This is a genomic window from Pseudacidovorax sp. RU35E, assembly GCF_900156165.1.
Classification (GTDB): domain Bacteria; phylum Pseudomonadota; class Gammaproteobacteria; order Burkholderiales; family Burkholderiaceae_C; genus Xenophilus.
In genome coordinates this window covers 81,946-98,324 of record NZ_FTMY01000006.1, presented here as the reverse complement: position 1 = coordinate 98,324, position 16,379 = coordinate 81,946, and the positions used below count along the sequence as shown (strand labels likewise).

Annotated in this window: 12 protein-coding genes; 1 reads left to right on the top strand and 11 read right to left on the bottom strand. The window is 69.4% G+C overall.

The window, feature by feature from the left end; all coding sequences use genetic code 11:
• Positions 1-69: 69 nt before the first annotated feature.
• The gene (locus tag BXA03_RS12310) at positions 70-627 is read left to right on the top strand and encodes a YggT family protein (protein ID WP_076507957.1); all 558 of its coding nucleotides are present in this window, start codon (positions 70-72) and stop codon (positions 625-627) included.
• Positions 628-679: 52 nt separating this feature from the next.
• Here BXA03_RS12310 and BXA03_RS12305 read toward each other — a convergent pair whose 3' ends face one another.
• The 11 genes from BXA03_RS12305 to leuD all read right to left on the bottom strand — a co-directional run bounded on the left by BXA03_RS12305 (position 680) and on the right by leuD (position 16,374).
• Entirely contained in the window at positions 680-3,145 is a 2,466-nt protein-coding gene (locus BXA03_RS12305; RefSeq protein ID WP_076507956.1) for a PepSY domain-containing protein, read from the bottom strand.
• 18 nt (positions 3,146-3,163) lie between these two features.
• A complete protein-coding gene (locus tag BXA03_RS12300) occupies positions 3,164-5,257 on the bottom strand; it encodes a TonB-dependent siderophore receptor (protein WP_076507953.1) in 2,094 nt (697 codons plus the stop codon).
• A gap of 167 nt (positions 5,258-5,424) precedes the next feature.
• Positions 5,425-6,297 (bottom strand): acetyl-CoA carboxylase, carboxyltransferase subunit beta, encoded by an 873-nt coding sequence (gene accD / locus BXA03_RS12295; RefSeq protein WP_017761322.1) that lies wholly within the window; start codon positions 6,295-6,297, stop codon positions 5,425-5,427.
• 108 nt (positions 6,298-6,405) lie between these two features.
• Positions 6,406-7,269 carry a tryptophan synthase subunit alpha gene (gene trpA, locus BXA03_RS12290; RefSeq protein ID WP_076507950.1) on the bottom strand — a complete coding sequence of 288 codons (864 nt, stop codon included), beginning with the start codon at positions 7,267-7,269 and terminating at the stop codon, positions 6,406-6,408.
• Positions 7,266-8,528 (bottom strand): tryptophan synthase subunit beta, encoded by a 1,263-nt coding sequence (gene trpB, locus BXA03_RS12285; RefSeq protein WP_076507947.1) that lies wholly within the window; start codon positions 8,526-8,528, stop codon positions 7,266-7,268. The genes trpA and trpB overlap by 4 nt, the downstream gene beginning before the upstream one ends.
• A 120-nt stretch (positions 8,529-8,648) precedes the next feature.
• Positions 8,649-9,341 carry a phosphoribosylanthranilate isomerase gene (locus BXA03_RS12280; protein ID WP_076507945.1) on the bottom strand — a complete coding sequence of 231 codons (693 nt, stop codon included), beginning with the start codon at positions 9,339-9,341 and terminating at the stop codon, positions 8,649-8,651.
• Positions 9,342-9,409: 68 nt separating this feature from the next.
• A complete protein-coding gene (gene truA / locus BXA03_RS12275; RefSeq protein WP_076507943.1) occupies positions 9,410-10,222 on the bottom strand; it encodes a tRNA pseudouridine(38-40) synthase TruA in 813 nt (270 codons plus the stop codon).
• A 125-nt stretch (positions 10,223-10,347) separates the two neighbouring features.
• Complete coding sequence (locus BXA03_RS12270) at positions 10,348-12,933, bottom strand: motility hub landmark protein FimV (protein ID WP_234983665.1); 2,586 nt, start codon at positions 12,931-12,933, stop codon at positions 10,348-10,350.
• Between the two features lie 243 nt (positions 12,934-13,176).
• Positions 13,177-14,307 carry an aspartate-semialdehyde dehydrogenase gene (asd, locus tag BXA03_RS12265; protein ID WP_076507937.1) on the bottom strand — a complete coding sequence of 377 codons (1,131 nt, stop codon included), beginning with the start codon at positions 14,305-14,307 and terminating at the stop codon, positions 13,177-13,179.
• Positions 14,308-14,624: 317 nt separating this feature from the next.
• Positions 14,625-15,695 (bottom strand): 3-isopropylmalate dehydrogenase, encoded by a 1,071-nt coding sequence (gene leuB, locus BXA03_RS12260; protein ID WP_076507934.1) that lies wholly within the window; start codon positions 15,693-15,695, stop codon positions 14,625-14,627.
• Between the two features lie 28 nt (positions 15,696-15,723).
• Positions 15,724-16,374 (bottom strand): 3-isopropylmalate dehydratase small subunit, encoded by a 651-nt coding sequence (leuD, locus tag BXA03_RS12255; RefSeq protein ID WP_076507931.1) that lies wholly within the window; start codon positions 16,372-16,374, stop codon positions 15,724-15,726.
• Positions 16,375-16,379: the final 5 nt, after the last annotated feature.

The window sequence follows — 16,379 nt, the reverse complement described above, 5'->3', positions numbered from 1 at the left end:
GGGTGCAAAAGTGCGTGGCTATCATCGCACTCCCTCCTTGCCCCCTGCGGCGTCTTCCTTTTCCTGACGATGCTCTACCAGATCCCTTCGTTCCTGCTGGACGTCATCGCCGGCCTGCTGGGCGGCGCCTGCCTGCTGCGTCTGTACATGCAGTTGCATCGCGTGCCCTTCGGCAATCCGCTGGGACGTTTCGTCTTCGCGTTGACCGACTGGATCGTGCTGCCGCTGCGCCGCATCATCCCCACGGCGGGCCGTTGGGACATCGCCAGCCTGGTGGCGGCATGGCTGATCGTCATGCTCAAGTACCTGCTGTTGATGCTGCTGGTGGGCGGACTGCGACCGGTGGCGCTGCCGCTGCTGGCGCTGTTCGGGCTGATGCAACTGGCGGTGTCGGGGCTGACGGCGCTGCTGATCGTCTATGCGGTGCTGTCGTGGGTGCCCGGTGCATCGCCCGTGCTGCACGACCTGGTGCAGCGCCTGGCCGAGCCGCTGGTGCGCCCCATCCGCCGGGTGGTGCCGCTGATCGGCGGCGTGGACCTGTCACCGCTGGTGGCCATCGTGCTGCTGCAGATCGTGGCGATGGTGCTGGGCAACCTGCTGGTGGCCATCTACGGTATCGGGCGCTGAGCCGGGCAGGGGCTTGCGCAGCGCTTTCGGCGCTGCATCGCTGCCCTGGCGCTCAGTAGACGTCGCGGCGCAGTCGGCCGTCCATGAGCAACGCCTCGACGGCCGAAGCACCCAGAAGATCGCGCAGGGCCGAATCCACACCCTGGGCCATGCCGGCCAGGCTGCCGCAGACATAGATCGCAGCGCCATCCTCCACCCAGCGTCGCAGCTCGTCGCGCGCATCCCGCAAGGCATCCTGCACATGTCGGCCGTTCGGCGGCAGGCGCGACCAGGCCAGGTCCACCCGCGCCAGCAGGCCGCGCGACTGCCAGGCCTGCACCTCGTCGGTGAAGAAGGCGTCATGGTCCGGGTGCCGCTCGCCGAAAACCAGCCAGTTGCGTCCGTGGCCGCGTCGCACCCGCTCCCGCAGGTGGCTGCGCAGGCCGGCGAAGCCCGAGCCGTTGCCGATGAAGATGCAGGGCCGGTCGTCGTCGATCAGCTGGAAGCCGGGGTTGTCGATCAGCCGCAGGCGCAGCGGCGCACCGGGCTGGGTCTGCACGGTCAGCCAGTTGGACATGAGGCCAAGCCTGCCGCCCGCCAGCACGCGCTGGCGCACGAGAAGGCTCAGCGTGCCGTCCGCCGGGAGCGAGGCAACGGAATAGCGCCGCGGCGGCTCGCCTGGTGCGGGCGCTTCGATCTCCGCCAGGGTCCCTGGGCGCCAGCCAGCCTCGGGGGGCAGGGCGATCTGTAGCTCGAAGAGGGGTGAGCCGGCGCTCCCAGGGTTCAGATGCGTGCGCAGACTCAGCGCAGCGTCGATCCAGCCGGGCGCCGCCAGGGCCGGCTCCAGCGCCGCATCTTCGTCCAGCACGACGCCGAAGGCGGCGCCCAGCCGGGCGCGCCAGCGGGAAACGGCCGAGGCATCGGCGTCATCCATCTCGACCAGCGGAAAGAGCGGCCGCGCGCCCAGGCGGCGCAGTTGCGCGTCCAGCGCATGGCCGAAGCCGCAGAAGGTGCCGTACTGCCGGTTGCCCAGGGCCAACAGGCCGAACGCTGGAGCGGGCGTGAGCGGCGCATTCATCGCGCTCAGCCGCCGGGCGAAGGCGCGGGCCGCATCGGGCGGCTCGCCGTCGCCATAGCTGCTGGCCACGACCAGCACGCGCGGGTGGCGGGACAGGTCGGCCGGGGCCAGCGCCTGCAGTGGCCGGACGGTGGCCGGCACGCCGGCCGCGCCCAGGGCGGCGGCGGTCTGCCAAGCGAGCCGTTCGGCATGGCCCGTCTGGGTGGCGAAGGCGATCAGCAGGCCGCCGGCCTCGGGCGTGGCGTTGCCACCCGCCGTCGCCAGTGAGGCCCGCCGCGCCCGCCGTGCCGCCGCGGCCTCGCGCCGGCGGCGCAGGTACAGCAGCCAGCCGGTGACGGCGAAGAGCAGCAGCCCGGCGCTGGCCAGCACCATCACCACCCGCCCGAGCGGGCCCCAGAAACTGCCCATGTGCAGCGGATAGATGCTGTTGACCAGCCGCGCGGGCGCGCTCAGCTCGGCATAGCGGCGGTGCTCAGCCACGGCGCCGGTGGCGGCATCGAGGTAGAGGCGGTTGCGGGCGCGGTCGTGCTCGGCGTCACGGCGCAGGTAGGTGACTTCGACCCGCGGGTTGGCGCGGGCCGGCAGGCGCAGCGTGGCCAGTTGCCAGTTGCCGCCAGAAGCCTGCAGGAAGCTCTGCCAGAGCCGGTCGAGGTCGGGCGCGGCGCGCGGTGTCGCAGCCTTGGCACCGTCCGGGCCGGTGCCGCCGGGTGTGCCGGCCATGGTCCGGCCCACCGGGTTGCCGCCGCCGCGCTGCATGCGCGCCGCCTGTCCTTCGCCCACGGCGCCGTCCACCGCCGCGCGAACGGCGTCGAAACCCCAGTAGACGCCCGTCAGCCCCGACACCAGGTAGCACAGCAGCGCCAGCGTGCCCGCCACCGCATGCAGGTTCCACAGCAGCGCGCGGCCGCGCAGGCGTAAGTCCAGCCGCAGCCAGGCGCGCCAGTCCAGCGCCCGGCGCGGCCAGCGCAGCACCAGGCCGGAGACGGCCAGCAGCAACAGCGAGGCCGCGAGCACGCCCGTCACCGGCTTGCCGATGTCGCGCGGCAGCAGCAGCCAGCGGTGCAGCGATTCGACGGTCTCGAAGAATTCGTCGCCCCGCGGCTCGGGCAGCGGCTCGGCGGTCCACGGGTCCAGCCAGTGCTGGGCGCCACGGCGCTGGCCGGGCGCCGGCGCGAGGCCGATGCGCACGGGCCAGCCGGCCTGCTCGCGCAGCGTGAGCGTCTGCACCTGCACCTTCGGATCGCGGGCCTGCACGGCCGACACCAGCGCCGCGGGTGTGAGCGGCGCAGCGCCGGGCATGGGCGCCTGGCGCTGGAACAGCGCCGGATTCAACGCCTCGACGATCTCCGCGCGGTAGGCCAGCAGCGCGCCGCTGCTGCCGATGACCGCCAGCACCGTGCCGGCCGTGATGCCGGCCAGCCAGTGCAGCTGGAACAGGACTTGGCGCCAGGTCCAGCGCATGTCAGCCTCTCACCGCGCTCACAGGTCGACCTTCATCAAGGCCTTCACGATGCGCGGTGCGCCCACTGCCAGTCGGGTGCCGGCGGCCGACCAGTAGCGCCTGTCGCCCGCGTTCTCCACGTTCAGCTGGAACTGGGTGCGCCTGCCGAACAGCTGGGTCACGTAACGCGCTCCCACGTCGAACAGCGTGTAGCCGCCGATGAAGCCCTGGTTCAGGTCGTCGATGGGCCGTCGGCCCGTGTAGTAGGCGCCGCCGTTGATCGAGAGGCCGGGCACGCCGGCGATGTCATACGAGAGGAACAGGCTGGCCGTCCTGCGGGCCGTGTTCTCGGGCATCTTGCCGTTGTACTGGGCGTTGATCTCTCGGAAGGCGGCGTTCAGCAGTTGGCCCGAGGCCTGCCACGCCAGCTGCTTCGTGATCTGGCCCTGGGCCGACAGCTCCAGGCCGCGGAAGACCTGCCGGCCGTCGCCCACGAAGGTGTTGGCGCTGTTGGTGTAGGTGCCGGGCCGATCGATGTCGAACACTGCGGCCGAGAACATCGTGCCGGTGGGCGCCTGCCAGCGCAGGCCGAGCTCCTTCTGCTTGCTCACGCCCGGGGCCAGCCGCTGGTTCTGGTTGGTGGTGCCGGCTGGCGCCGCCTCCCCTTCCTCCACGCCCTGTGCATAGGAGCCGTAGACGGCCAGGTCCGGCGTGAACTTGTAGGTCAGCGCGAGCAGCGGCGAGGTCTTGTCGACGTCGTAGGCGATCACCGGCAGCGTGGTGCTGGCGCCCTGCACGCTCTGGTAGCGCGTGTGGCGCGCGCCGGCCACCAGTTGCCACTCGGGCGAGATCACGATGCGGTCCAGCGCGTACAGGCCCAGGTCGCTGCTGTCCTGGAAGCCGTTGGTGGGCGCCAGCGTGCGGTTGCTGAGCGCCAGCGGCGCGATGGGGATCGGGTCGTACAGGTACTGCACCGTGCTGGCGCTGCCGTAGCTGCGGTTGTAGAGCGGTGCCTGGCTCTTGTCGGCCCGTGCCACGCCCAGGGTCAGCTCGTGCTGGAGACTGCCCGTCTGGAAGGTGCCGAACAGCTCGGTGCGCAGCAGCTGCGAGGTCTGCTCCAGGTGCTGCACGGTGCCGGTGATGCGGCCCCGGCCCGTCGTCACGTTGTAGTTGCTGAAGGTCGCCAGCCCGCGGTCGCGCTCGGCTTCCGATCGGCCGGCCTCGACCATCAGCGCCCAGTCGCTGTTGATCGAATAGTCGGCGCGCAGCTGCTGGTTGGTGACCTCGGCGGAGAAAGGCGCGAAGGTGGGGCCGAGCAGCCTGGTGGGGTCGGGCAACGCGGGCAGCGTGATCACGCCGTTGACCGCCGTCGGCCGGCCGATGCCGGCCTGTTCCACGATGCGCTTCTGGTAATGCTCGATGTCGGCCTTCAGGGTCAACTGCGAGTTCACGCGCCAGTCGAAGGCCAGCGACTGCATCTGGCGGTTGCCATCCACGCCGCCGATGGCCGAGCCCAGGCTGCCGCCCGCGGCATTGATGCGCACGCCGAACTGATCGTCCGCGCCGAAGCGCCGGCCGATGTCCATCAGGCCCTGCGCGCCGCCGTGGTCGTCCACCTTCAGGCCCACGCTGGTCACCGGTGTGGCGCCGGCCCGCTTGGTCACGAAGTTGACGATGCCGGCCGGCGAGGTGAAGCCGTAGTAGAGCGCCGAGGCGCCCTTGAGCACCTCCACCCGCTCCTTGTTCTCCATCGGGATCTCGGAGATGTTGGGAATGGCCAGCGAGCCGTTGAGCCGGTAGTTGGTGCGGTTCTCGACGCCGATGCCGCGGATCACCAGCTGGTCGAAGGTGTCGCCGCCGTTCTGCTGGCGGGCGACACCAGCGGTGTTGCGCAGCACGTCGTAGACGCTGTCGGCCGCCTGCAGCTCGATGACGGCGCTGGTGACGGCATTCACGGTGGCCGGAACGTCCATCAGCTGCCCGCCGCGGAAGGTGCCGGCCTCCACCGTGTTGGCGACGAAGCCGTTGCTGCGGCTGGCCTGAACGTCCACGGCTTCCAGGGTGGTCTGGGCCAGGACGGCGCAGGGCAGCGGCAGCGCCAGGGCGGCGGCGACAGGGAGCAGTCTTCTCATGAGCAGGCGGGCCGGCAAGCGGCCACAAAAAAGCGCGCCGATGCGCGCTGTTGGCGAACTGGTGAAAACCCTATTCTGCCTTGCTAATGAGAACTTTTCTCATGTCCGTGTCGGCTGTCGCAATCGCACCACGGCCCGGCCACTGTGGGCCGGGCGCCAGAGGGCAATCAGCCGACCGCGTCGGCCGGTTGGCGCGTGAGCATGGCCAGCACGCTGGCGATGGTCTTGCGAAGCTCGCGGCGGTCGCTGATGAAGTCGACCGCGCCCTTTTCCTGCAGGAACTCGGCGCGCTGGAAGCCCGCCGGCAGCTTCACGCGCACGGTGGACTCGATCACGCGCGGGCCGGCGAAGCCGATCAGCGCCTTGGGCTCGGCGATCACCACGTCACCCACGAAGGCGAAGCCGGCCGAGACTCCGCCCATGGTCGGGTCGGTCAGCACGCTGATGTACGGCAGGCCCTTCTTGGCCAGGCGGGTGAGGGCTGCATTGGTCTTGGCCATCTGCATCAGCGACAGCAGGCCTTCCTGCATGCGAGCGCCGCCGGTGGCGGTGAAGCAGATGAAGGGCACCTTCTGCTCGATGGCGGTCTCGACGCCGCGCACGAAGCGCTCGCCGACCACCGAGCCCATGGAGCCGCCCATGAACTCGAACTCGAAGCAGGCGGCGACCACGCCGATGTTGAGCACCGAGCCGCCCATCACCACCAGGGCGTCGGTCTCGCCAGTGGACTCCAGCGCTTCCTTCAGGCGCTCGGGGTACTTGCGGCTGTCCTTGAACTTGAGAGCATCGACCGGCAGCACTTCCTGGCCCAGCTCGTAGCGGCCCTCGGCGTCGAGGAAGGCGTCGAGCCGCGCGCGGGCGCCGATGCGGTGGTGGTGGCTGCAGCTGGGGCAGACGTTCTGGTTCTGCTCCAGGTCGGTCTTGTAGAGCACCGTTTCGCAGCTCGGGCACTTGATCCACAGGCCCTCGGGCATCTGGCGCCGGGCACCGGGGTCGGTGGGCGCGATCTTGGGGGGGAGGAGTTTTTCGAGCCAGCTCATGGTGTACGTCCGAGTTCTGTGCAAGGAGGCGGACGGGACGGCCAAGCCGCCTGTCCGCGGCGCCTGCCGGGCGCGGTGGCCGGGCAGGGCGGGGAACGAGGGGACGGATTATCCCGCTTTCGGCCCGGAGGCCGGCAGCGCATCCAGCGCGGCGCGGATGCCACGCAGGAAATCGCCCGCCGCGGCCAGTGCCGCTTCGCGCGGCTGGCCTTCCAGCAGCTGGATGATCCGCGTGCCGATCACCACCGCGTCGGCCGTGCGGCCGACGGCCTGCGCCGTCTGTGCGTCGCGGATGCCGAAGCCCACGCCCACGGGCACTGTCACGTGCTCGCGGATGCGCGGCAGCATCTGCTCGACGGCACCGGTGTCCAGGTGGCCGGCACCGGTCACGCCCTTGAGCGAAACGTAGTAGACGTAGCCGCTGGCCACGCGCGCCACCTGCGCCATGCGCGCGTCGGTGCTGGTGGGGGCGAGCAGGAAGATCAGGTCCAGCCCGTGCGCGCGCAGATCTGCGGCGAAGGCTTCGCATTCCTCCGGCGGGTAGTCGACGATCAGCACGCCGTCCACGCCTGCTGTCGCCGCGTCGCGCACGAAGGCGCCGGCGCCATGCTTGAGGTCGTAGCGCTCCACCGGGTTGGCATAGCCCATCAGCACCACGGGGGTCCCGGTGTCCTCGCGGCGGAACTCGGCCACCATGGCCAGCACCTGCGCCATGCCCACCCCCATGGCCAGCGCAGCTTCGCCGGCCTTCTGGATCACGGGACCATCGGCCATCGGATCGGAAAAGGGCACGCCCAGCTCGATCACGTCGGCGCCGGCGGTGACCATGGCGTGCATCAGCGCGGGTGTGATGTCGGCCTGGGGGAAGCCGGCGGTCACATAAGGAATCAGCGCCTTGCGGCCTTCGCCCGCCAGACGCGCGAAGGTGGACGCGATGCGGCGGCTGTCCGGCGTGGTGTTCGCGGCGCTCATTGCTTGCCCCCCTTCACGGCCAGGCCGCGCATGGAGGGCCGGTCGTAGAAGTCGACGCCTGCCAGATCGGCCACGGTGCCGATGTCCTTGTCGCCCCGGCCGGAGAGGTTGACCAGGATGGACTGGTCGGGCCGCATCGTCTTGGCGAGCTTCATGGCATAGGCCACCGCATGGCTGGATTCGAGCGCCGGGATGATGCCCTCGGCGCGGCACAGGTGGTGAAAGGCGGCCAGCGCTTCGCCATCGGTCACGCCCACGTACTCGGCGCGGCGGATGTCGGCCAGGTAGGCATGCTCGGGGCCCACGCCGGGGTAGTCCAGGCCGGCGCTGACGCTGTGCGTCTCGGTGATCTGGCCGTCCTCGTTCTGCAGGATGTAGGTGCGGTTGCCGTGTAGCACGCCCGGACTGCCGCGCTGAATCGAGGCCGAGTGCTTGCCGCTGTCCAGGCCCTCGCCGGCGGCTTCTACTCCCACCAGCTTCACCTGCTCGTAAGGGATGTAGGGATGGAAGATGCCCATGGCATTGCTGCCGCCGCCCACGCAGGCCACCACCACGTCGGGCTGGCTGCCTTCGCCGGGGAGCATCGACGGCATCTGCTCGATGCATTCCTTGCCGATCACGGTCTGGAAGTCGCGCACCATCGCCGGGTACGGGTGCGGGCCGGCCACCGTGCCGATGATGTAGAAGGTGTTCTCCACGTTCGTCACCCAGTCGCGCATGGCCTCGTTGAGCGCGTCCTTGAGCGTGCGGCTGCCGGATTCGACCGGCACCACGCGCGCGCCCAGCAGGTTCATCCGGTAGACGTTGGGGCTCTGGCGCTTGACGTCCTCGCTGCCCATGTAGACCACGCATTCCAGCCCGTAGCGGGCGCAGATGGTGGCCGTGGCCACGCCGTGCTGGCCGGCACCGGTCTCGGCAATGATGCGCGGCTTGCCCATGCGGCGCGCCAGCATGGCCTGGCCGATCACGTTGTTGATCTTGTGGGCGCCGGTGTGGTTGAGATCCTCGCGCTTGAGGTAGATCTGCGCGCCGCCCAGCTCACGGCTGGTGCGGGCCGCGTGATAGATGGGCGAGGGCCGGCCGACGAAGTGCTTCAGCTCGTAGGCGAATTCGGCGAGGAACTCCGGGTCCTCGCGGTAGCGGTCGTAGGCCTCGCGCAGTTCGGCGATGGCATGGGTCAGCGTCTCGCTGACGAAGCTGCCGCCGTAGGGGCCGAAGTGGCCGGCGGCGTCGGGCAGGGCATAGGTGGGTGTGTTCATGGCGATCGTGAAGATGGCGCGGGTGCACAGTTGGGCACCGGCAGAACGAGGGGGTCTTGTTGGCAGTCGTCAGGACGCGCAGTGTCCTGACGGTGCAGCCGTTGGCCCGAAGGCCCCGGCTCAGCGGGCGGGGAGCGCGTCGGCCGCGCGGACGGCGGCGACGAACTCGCGGATCTTGTCGCCGTCCTTGATGCCCTTGGCCGTCTCAACGCCCGAGCTCACATCAACCGACAGCGACCGGCAGCGCGGGCGCAGCAGCGCAATGCCATCGCCCACGTTTGCAGGTGCGAGCCCACCACTCAAGACGAGGTGAGCGTCGACGGCGGTTGGAAGGAGTGACCAATCGAAGACCTTGCCGGCACCGCCATAGCCGTCGACATGGGCGTCGAGCAGGATGGCGCTGGCCTGGAAAAATTGAGCCGCGTAGTTTAAGAGGTCGAAGCCGGCCCCTGCCGCGCCCAGGGGGATGCGGGCGGCGCGCAGCCAGCGGTGGCGACCCTCGGCGGCGGATTGCCGGCACAGTTCAGGCGTCTCGTCGCCATGGAACTGGGCCATGGAACCTGGCACGGCCGCCAGCGCTGCCTGCACCCGATCCGGCGCCTCGTTGACGAAGAGCAGCACCGGCACCACGAAAGGCGGCAGCCGTCCGGCGAGTTCGGCGGCGCGCTCCGCGGTCACGGCCCGCGGGCTTTTGGCATACAGCACGAAGCCCACCGCATCGGCTCCTGCGTCCACCGCCGCATCTACGTCCTGCTCGCGCGTGAGGCCGCAGATCTTGATGCGGGTGCGGAAGGTGGGGGGCGAAGTGGTCATGGCGTGGGCGGGCAGAGGAACAGGGCGCGGCGCGTGGTTTGGCGACAGAGGTGGCCGCCCGGCAGTGTTCAGGGCAGGTCCCCGCAGGCGCCTGCCCCAACGCCCATGGTGACCTCGGGCGGAAGCCCCCATGCGGCGTCGTACATGGGGCCGAGGAAGTACAGCCCGTCGGCTGCGAAGGTAGGCGCCGCCGCCTGCCGGCTGCGCGCATCGCGCACTTCTCGCAGCCAGTCGGGTGTGGCATGGCCCTGGCCTACACGCACCAGGCAGCCCATGATGTTGCGGATCATGTGGTGCAGGAAGGCGTCGGCCTCGAAGTCGAAGAGCCAGCGGCAGCGCTCCGCCGCGCCGACCCGCGTGATGGTGATGCGCCGCACCGTCTTGACCGGCGACTTGGCCTGGCAGGCCGAGGCGCGGAAGGAGCTGAAGTCATGCTCGCCCAGCAGGTGTTCGGCCGCGGCGCGCATGGCGTTGCCGTCGAGCGGGTGCATCGACCAGCCCACCTTGCCGGCGTCCAGGCTGGGCCTGACTGGCGACTGGGAAAGCACGTAGCGGTAGCGCCGCCCTCGCGCTGCGGCGCGGCAATGGAAGCTGTCGGGCACCAGCTGCGCCCATTGCACGGCGATGTCCTCTGGCAGGAACCGGTTAGGGCCGCGTACCCAGGAAAAGGGCACACGCTCGACGTCGGTATCGAAGTGCACCACCTGCATCCACCCGTGCACGCCCGCGTCGGTGCGACCGGCGCACAGCGTGCCGATCCGCTGAAGCGCGAAGCGCTCCAGTGCGCGTTCGAGCTGGTCCTGCACCGTCCGGCCGGAAGGCTGGCTCTGCCAGCCGTCATAGGCGCGACCGTTGTAGCGGATGCCGAGGGCCATCCTCATGCGCGTGGAGCGCCTGCAGCGCGGGAAGGTAGGACGGCGGTCGAGGGGAAAGGCGACGGCAGGGGCATGGCGAAAAGAAGAAGGCCGCGCGGACCACCTCGGGTGGTCCCGCGCGGCCCGGAGTATCAGCGCAGTTCGGACAGCAGCCGACGTGCCTCCGCCTGGACGGAGCCCGTGCTTTCGACGCTGAGTTCCTCCAGCAGTGTGCGGGCGCCCTCGGGGTCGCCCAACGCGTGCAGTTCGCGTGCAAGCGACAGCTTGACCGCTTCCGCGCTCTCGCCGGGCCCGGGGTCGATGCCGGTGGCGATGCTCAGCGGCAGGTCCATGGGCTGCGTATCGGCCGTGTTGAGTGAGGCATGGAAGTCGCGACTGAAGATGTCCGAGCCTTCAAGCGGCGCATGCAGCGTGGCGGGCTGGGTGCGCACCTCGTCGCCGACGTGGCGGAACCCACCCATGGGCTCCAACTCGGCAGGTGCCGTGTCGAAATCATTGCCAAGATCGACCGCCGGCGCGGCGCGCAGGGGCGCCGGGATGGTGGGCTCCTCGGCCGTGCCGCGCAAGCCGGAGTTCGGGCCTGAGGCGGCATAGGACGGGGCCGCCGGCGGGTCGTCAGCCAGCGCGGACGGGAACAGCGAGGACACGGAAGGAGAGGGCGGTGCGGCCGTCGGAGCGGCCGGCGCAGGGCGTGCAGGCGGCAGGTCCAGATCCAGGTCGAAATCCAGCGGGGCCACCGAGGGAACGAAGGCCTGGGGCTTGGGCTCCTCCGCCGGGCGCGACGCTGCCGATGCGCTGCCAGATGCCGCGCCAAGCCCCGACGCGGCCGCTGCAGGAGCGAGGCCCGCCGACGTTGCAGCGTTTCCAGCCCCATCTGGCACCGACAGCGGGCCCGCGCCCTGATAGAGCGCGTTGCTCGGGTCGAGGCCGCGACCCAGTTCCTGGGCGCGGTGCCAATCCGCTCCCTTGCCGTCCGTCTGCGCGTGCAACTCGCGCGCCAGCTGCTCGAATGCCCGCGCATCGCGACGGCGGGCATAGATTTCGAGCAGCTTGAGCTGAATGCTGGTGCGATCCGGCGAGGTACGCAGCGCCTCCTTGAGGATCTCCTCTGCCTGCAGGTCGCGGCCGTATGCCAGGTACACGTCGGCCTCGGCCACGGGATCCACGTCGCCCGCATCCAACTGACTGGGCGAGTAGTTGAGGGAGGAGGCGCCGCTGTGGTCCTCCTTGGTGTCGACGGTCGCGCCGCCGGAGCCGCCGAAGTAGGAGTCCTTCTGCAGGCTCTCCGGGAACAGGCTCTCCGCCGCGTCCTTCGTTTGCTGCCGACGGCGGCGGGACAGCAGGGCGAGCAGCAACAGGAGAAGCACGACACCACCGGCTGCCAGTACCATCGGATTGCCCAGCAACGAATCCAGGAAACGGGGCTCTTCCTCCCTGGCCGGTGGCGATGCCGGCGCAGGTGCCGGCTTCACCGCCGCGGAGGCGGGGGCTGCGGGCAATGCGGATCCCGATGGGCCAGACGCCGCTGCGGGCGCCGAAGCGGTGGATGCCGGCATCGCCGCGGAAGGAGTCCCCGCCGCTGGCGTTGCCGTGTCTCCGGCTGCGGTTGCCGAGGGTGCGGCAGCCGGCGCGGGCGAGGGGCCTGCAGCCGGCGCGGGTGCTGGGGCAGCCCCACCGGGGGCGGCGCCCGACGCGCCTTGCAGGCGATTGAGCTCCTCGATGTTGCGGGACAACTCTGCCACGCGGCTGCCGGACTCCTGGGCCTGCCGTTGTTGCGCCAGCCGTTCCTCGGAGGAGGCCTGCCCGGGCGTGCTGCCGCGCGAAATGGTCAAGCGGTCCGCGGATGAGGCCGACGCCGCCCGGTCTTGCACACGGGCCTGCAGTCCACCTGAAGCCTGGCGCCCTGCGCCTTCGACATTCATTGAAGGCGCGTTGCCGGCAAGACGCTGCCGGTAGCTGTTGAAGTCGCGGCTCTGGGCCACGATGGTGCGGCGGGCTTCGTCGGGCGGCGTGGTGCGGGCCGCTTCGGCCGAAGGCATCTGCAGTACGGCACCGGCACGCAGCCGATTGACATTGCCATTGACGAAGGCGCTGGGATTCGCGCGCAGCATGGCCAGCAGCATCTGCTCGAGCGAGACATCCACCGGCTTGGCCGCGGCTGCGATACGCCCCGCGGTATCGCCTGCACGCGCGGTGAGCGAGCTGCCGGGCTCGGTGCTCACCGCCGGGCGGTTGGCCGCTGCAGCTTCCACCGGGGGCGGCGAAGGACGCGGCGTTCGCTGCGGCGCGCTGGGAGGCGCCGCGGTGATGGGCCGGTCGATCGCGACGGCCGCAGGCGGGGCAGGCGCCCGGCTCTGAGGGGGATCGATCAAGGCCGTGTAATCGCGAACGAGGCGGCCGCTCGGCGAATTCGCCTCGATCAGCAGGTCCAGGAAGGGATCGTTGATGGGGCGCAGACCTTCGAGCCGAACCACGTAGAGGCCGTCGGCCCGCCGCTGCAGTGCGGTGCGCATGCCTTGCAGGGCGTCGGAGAAGGCCAGACCTGCACTCTGGAAGGTTTGAGGCGCCGCCAGCCGGACCTGCAGGTTCGCCGCCTCGGCCGGGGTCACGTCGCTGACCTGGATTTCGGCACGCAACGGCTCGCCCAATGCCGACAGGACATTCAGCGTGCCCAGCGTCAGCGCGTGCGCGTGGGCCGACCACAGGCCGCAGGCCACGACCACGGCCGTACCAAGGGAGGAGATGCGGAAACGGCGAACGGCCGTCGAAGCGGCCGTGTCGCGCCCAGCGCCTTGGGCAGGCGGCGAGAGTCTGGTCATGCTGTCGCGGGCGAGGCCCGATAAATGTAAGTAGACGTTAACACTCGCATTGCCCAAAAACAAGGCGGACTGAACCCGGCGGCCATGCCCGGTGCAGTCCCTTTTGAGTTACGCGTTGCCGCGGGGCAACGCATCTTTAGATTACGCGTCCAAAAGGATGCGCAGCATGCGGCGCAGCGGCTCGGCAGCGCCCCACAGCAGCTGGTCGCCGATGGTAAAGGCGCCCAGGTACTCAGGGCCCATCGCCATCTTGCGCAGCCGACCGACGGGAATGGTCATCGTGCCGGTGACAGCCACGGGCGTCAGGTCCTTGAGGGTGGCCTCACGCGTATTGGGCACGACCTTCACCCAGTCGTTGTCGGCCGCGATCATGGCCTCGATGTCGGCCAAGGGCACGTCCTTCTTGAGCTTGAAGGTCAGCGCCTGGCTGTGGCAGCGCATGGCGCCCACGCGCACGCAGAAGCCATCCACGGGCACGGCAGCGCTGCCGAAGCCTTCGCCCTGGCCGAGGATCTTGTTGGTCTCGGCCATGCCCTTCCACTCTTCCTTGGACATGCCGTTGCCCAGGTCCTTGTCGATCCAGGGGATCAGCGAACCGCCCAGGGGCACGCCGAAGTTGGCCGTCTCGTCGCCAGAGAGGCTGCGCTGCCTGGCGATGACCTGGCGGTCGATCTCCAGGATGGCGCTCTTCGGATCATCCAGCAGGGACTTCACCTCCGAATAGAGCGTGCCGTACTGCGTCAGCAGCTCGCGCATGTGCTGCGCGCCGCCGCCCGATGCCGCTTGGTACGTCTGCGTGCTCATCCACTCGACCAGACCCGCCTTGTAGAGCGCGCCGACGCCCATCAGCATGCAGCTGACGGTGCAGTTGCCGCCGATCCAGTTGCGGCCGCCATCGGACAAAGCGTTCTTGATGATCGGCATGTTGACCGGGTCGAGCACGATGACGGCGTCGTCCTTCATGCGCAGGGTGGAGGCGGCGTCGATCCAGTGGCCGTTCCAGCCAGCGGCGCGCAGCTTGGGAAAGACTTCGGTGGTGTAGTCGCCGCCCTGGGCCGTGATGATGATCTCGCAGCGCTTGAGCTGCGCGATGTCGAAGGCATCCTGCAGCGTGGTCTCGTTCTTGGCCATGGCGGGTGCCTTGCCGCCGGCGTTCGAGGTGGAGAAGAACAGCGGCTCGATCAGGTCGAAATCCTTCTCGGCCACCATGCGATCCATCAGGACCGAGCCGACCATGCCGCGCCAGCCGACCAAACCTACCAACTTGCTCATTTCAAAAGCCCTTTCAGAGTCATACAAAGAAGACCGCGGCGAAGGGGCTGGCCCGCCTGGCTCGTCCGGGGCCAGGGGGAAGGCACGCGCGACGAACCAGGCTGGGTCAGCCCTTAATGGTCGTCGTGGTTTTGGTGATGGATGCGCGCGCGGTGCTGGCCAGGGCGGCAGGCACGGTGTTCAGGGCGAACGGGCGGGCGACAAACATGGGGCGCGATTGTAGCGCGCATCGGTGTCGTCCTACATGCAAAACGGCCCAACAGGGCCGTTTTGCAGCAGACGTCGCGTACGCCCGACGGGCGCCGCGTTCACACCGTTCAGGCCAAGGCCTTCAGCACGGCATCGCCCATTTCCCGGGTGCCGACCTTGGTCGTGCCCTCGCTCCAGATGTCGGGCGTGCGCAGGCCCTGCGCCAGCACGGCCTTGACGGCGGTCTCGATGCGCTGGGCGGCCTCTTCCTGGTTGAGGGAGAAGCGCAGCATCATCGCGGCGCTCAGGATGGTGGCCAGCGGATTGGCCACGCCCTTGCCGGCGATGTCGGGCGCGCTGCCGTGGCTGGGCTCGTACAGGCCCTGGTTGCTGTCGTTCAGGCTGGCAGAGGGCAGCATGCCGATGGAGCCGGTGAGCATCGAGGCTTCGTCCGAAAGGATGTCGCCAAACATGTTGCCGGTCACGATCACGTCGAAGGCCTTGGGCTTCTTCACGAGCTGCATGGCCGCGTTGTCGACGTACATGTGCTCCAGCTCGATGTCGGGGTAGTCCTTGTGCACCTCGGTGACCACGTCCTTCCAGAACTGGAAGGTCTCCAGCACGTTGGCCTTGTCCACACTGGTCACGCGCTTGTTGCGCTTGCGGGCGGCCTCGAAGGCCACGCGGGCGATGCGCTCGATCTCCGGGCGCGAGTAGCGCATGGTGTCGAAGGCCTCCTCGGCGCCCGGGAAGTGGCCGTCGGTGGCCACGCGCTTGCCGCGCGGCTGGCCGAAGTAGATGTCGCCGGTCAGCTCGCGGATGATGAGGATGTCCAGACCTGCGACCAGCTCGGGCTTGAGGCTGGAGGCATGCGTCAGCTGCTCGTAGCAGATGGCGGGGCGGAAGTTGGCGAACAGGCCCAGGCTCTTGCGCAGGCCCAGGATGGCCTGCTCGGGGCGCAGCGGGCGGTCCAGCTTGTCGTATTTCCAGTCGCCGACGGCGCCGAAGAGCACGGCATCGGCCTCCTTGGCCAGCTTGAGCGTGGCCTCGGGCAGCGGATGGCCATGAGCCTCGTAGGCGGCACCGCCAACCAGGGCGGTCTCCATCTCGAACGTCAGGTCCAGCGCGTCCAGCACGCGCACGGCCTCCGCGACGATTTCGGTGCCGATGCCGTCGCCGGGCAGAACTGCGATTTTCATAAGTGGTGTTTCGGTAGGAGAGAAATGGTCAGGCGATCATCTGGTGGGCAAGCCAGGGCTTGGCCGCAAGGCGCTCGGCCTCGAAGGCCTTGATCTTGTCCTTGTGGCGCAGTGTCAGGCCGATGTCGTCCAGGCCGTTCATCAGGCAGTAGCGGCGGAAGGGCTGCACCTCGAAGGGCAACTCTTCGCCGTCGGGCTTGACGACCACCTGGCGGTCCAGGTCCACGGTCAGTTCATAGCCCGGGAAGGCGAACACCTCGTCGAACAGCTTGGCCACGGTGGCCTCGGGCAGCACCAGGGGCAGCAGGCCGTTCTTGAAGCTGTTGTTGAAGAAGATGTCGGCAAAGCTCGGCGCAATGATGGCGCGGAAGCCGTATTGGTCCAGCGCCCAGGGCGCATGCTCGCGGCTGGAGCCGCAGCCGAAGTTCTTGCGCGCCAGCAGCACCGAGGCGCCCTGATAGCGCGGCTGGTTCAGCACGAAGTCCGGGTTGGGCTTGCGGCTGGCCGGGTCCATGCCGGGCTCGCCATGGTCCAGGTAGCGCCACTCGTCGAACAGGTTGGGGCCGAAGCCGGTGCGCTTGATCGACTTGAGGAACTGCTTGGGGATGATCGCGTCGGTGTCGACGTTCTCGCGGTCCATCGGTGCGACGAGGCCCTTGTGCACGGTGAATTTCTGCATGGTGT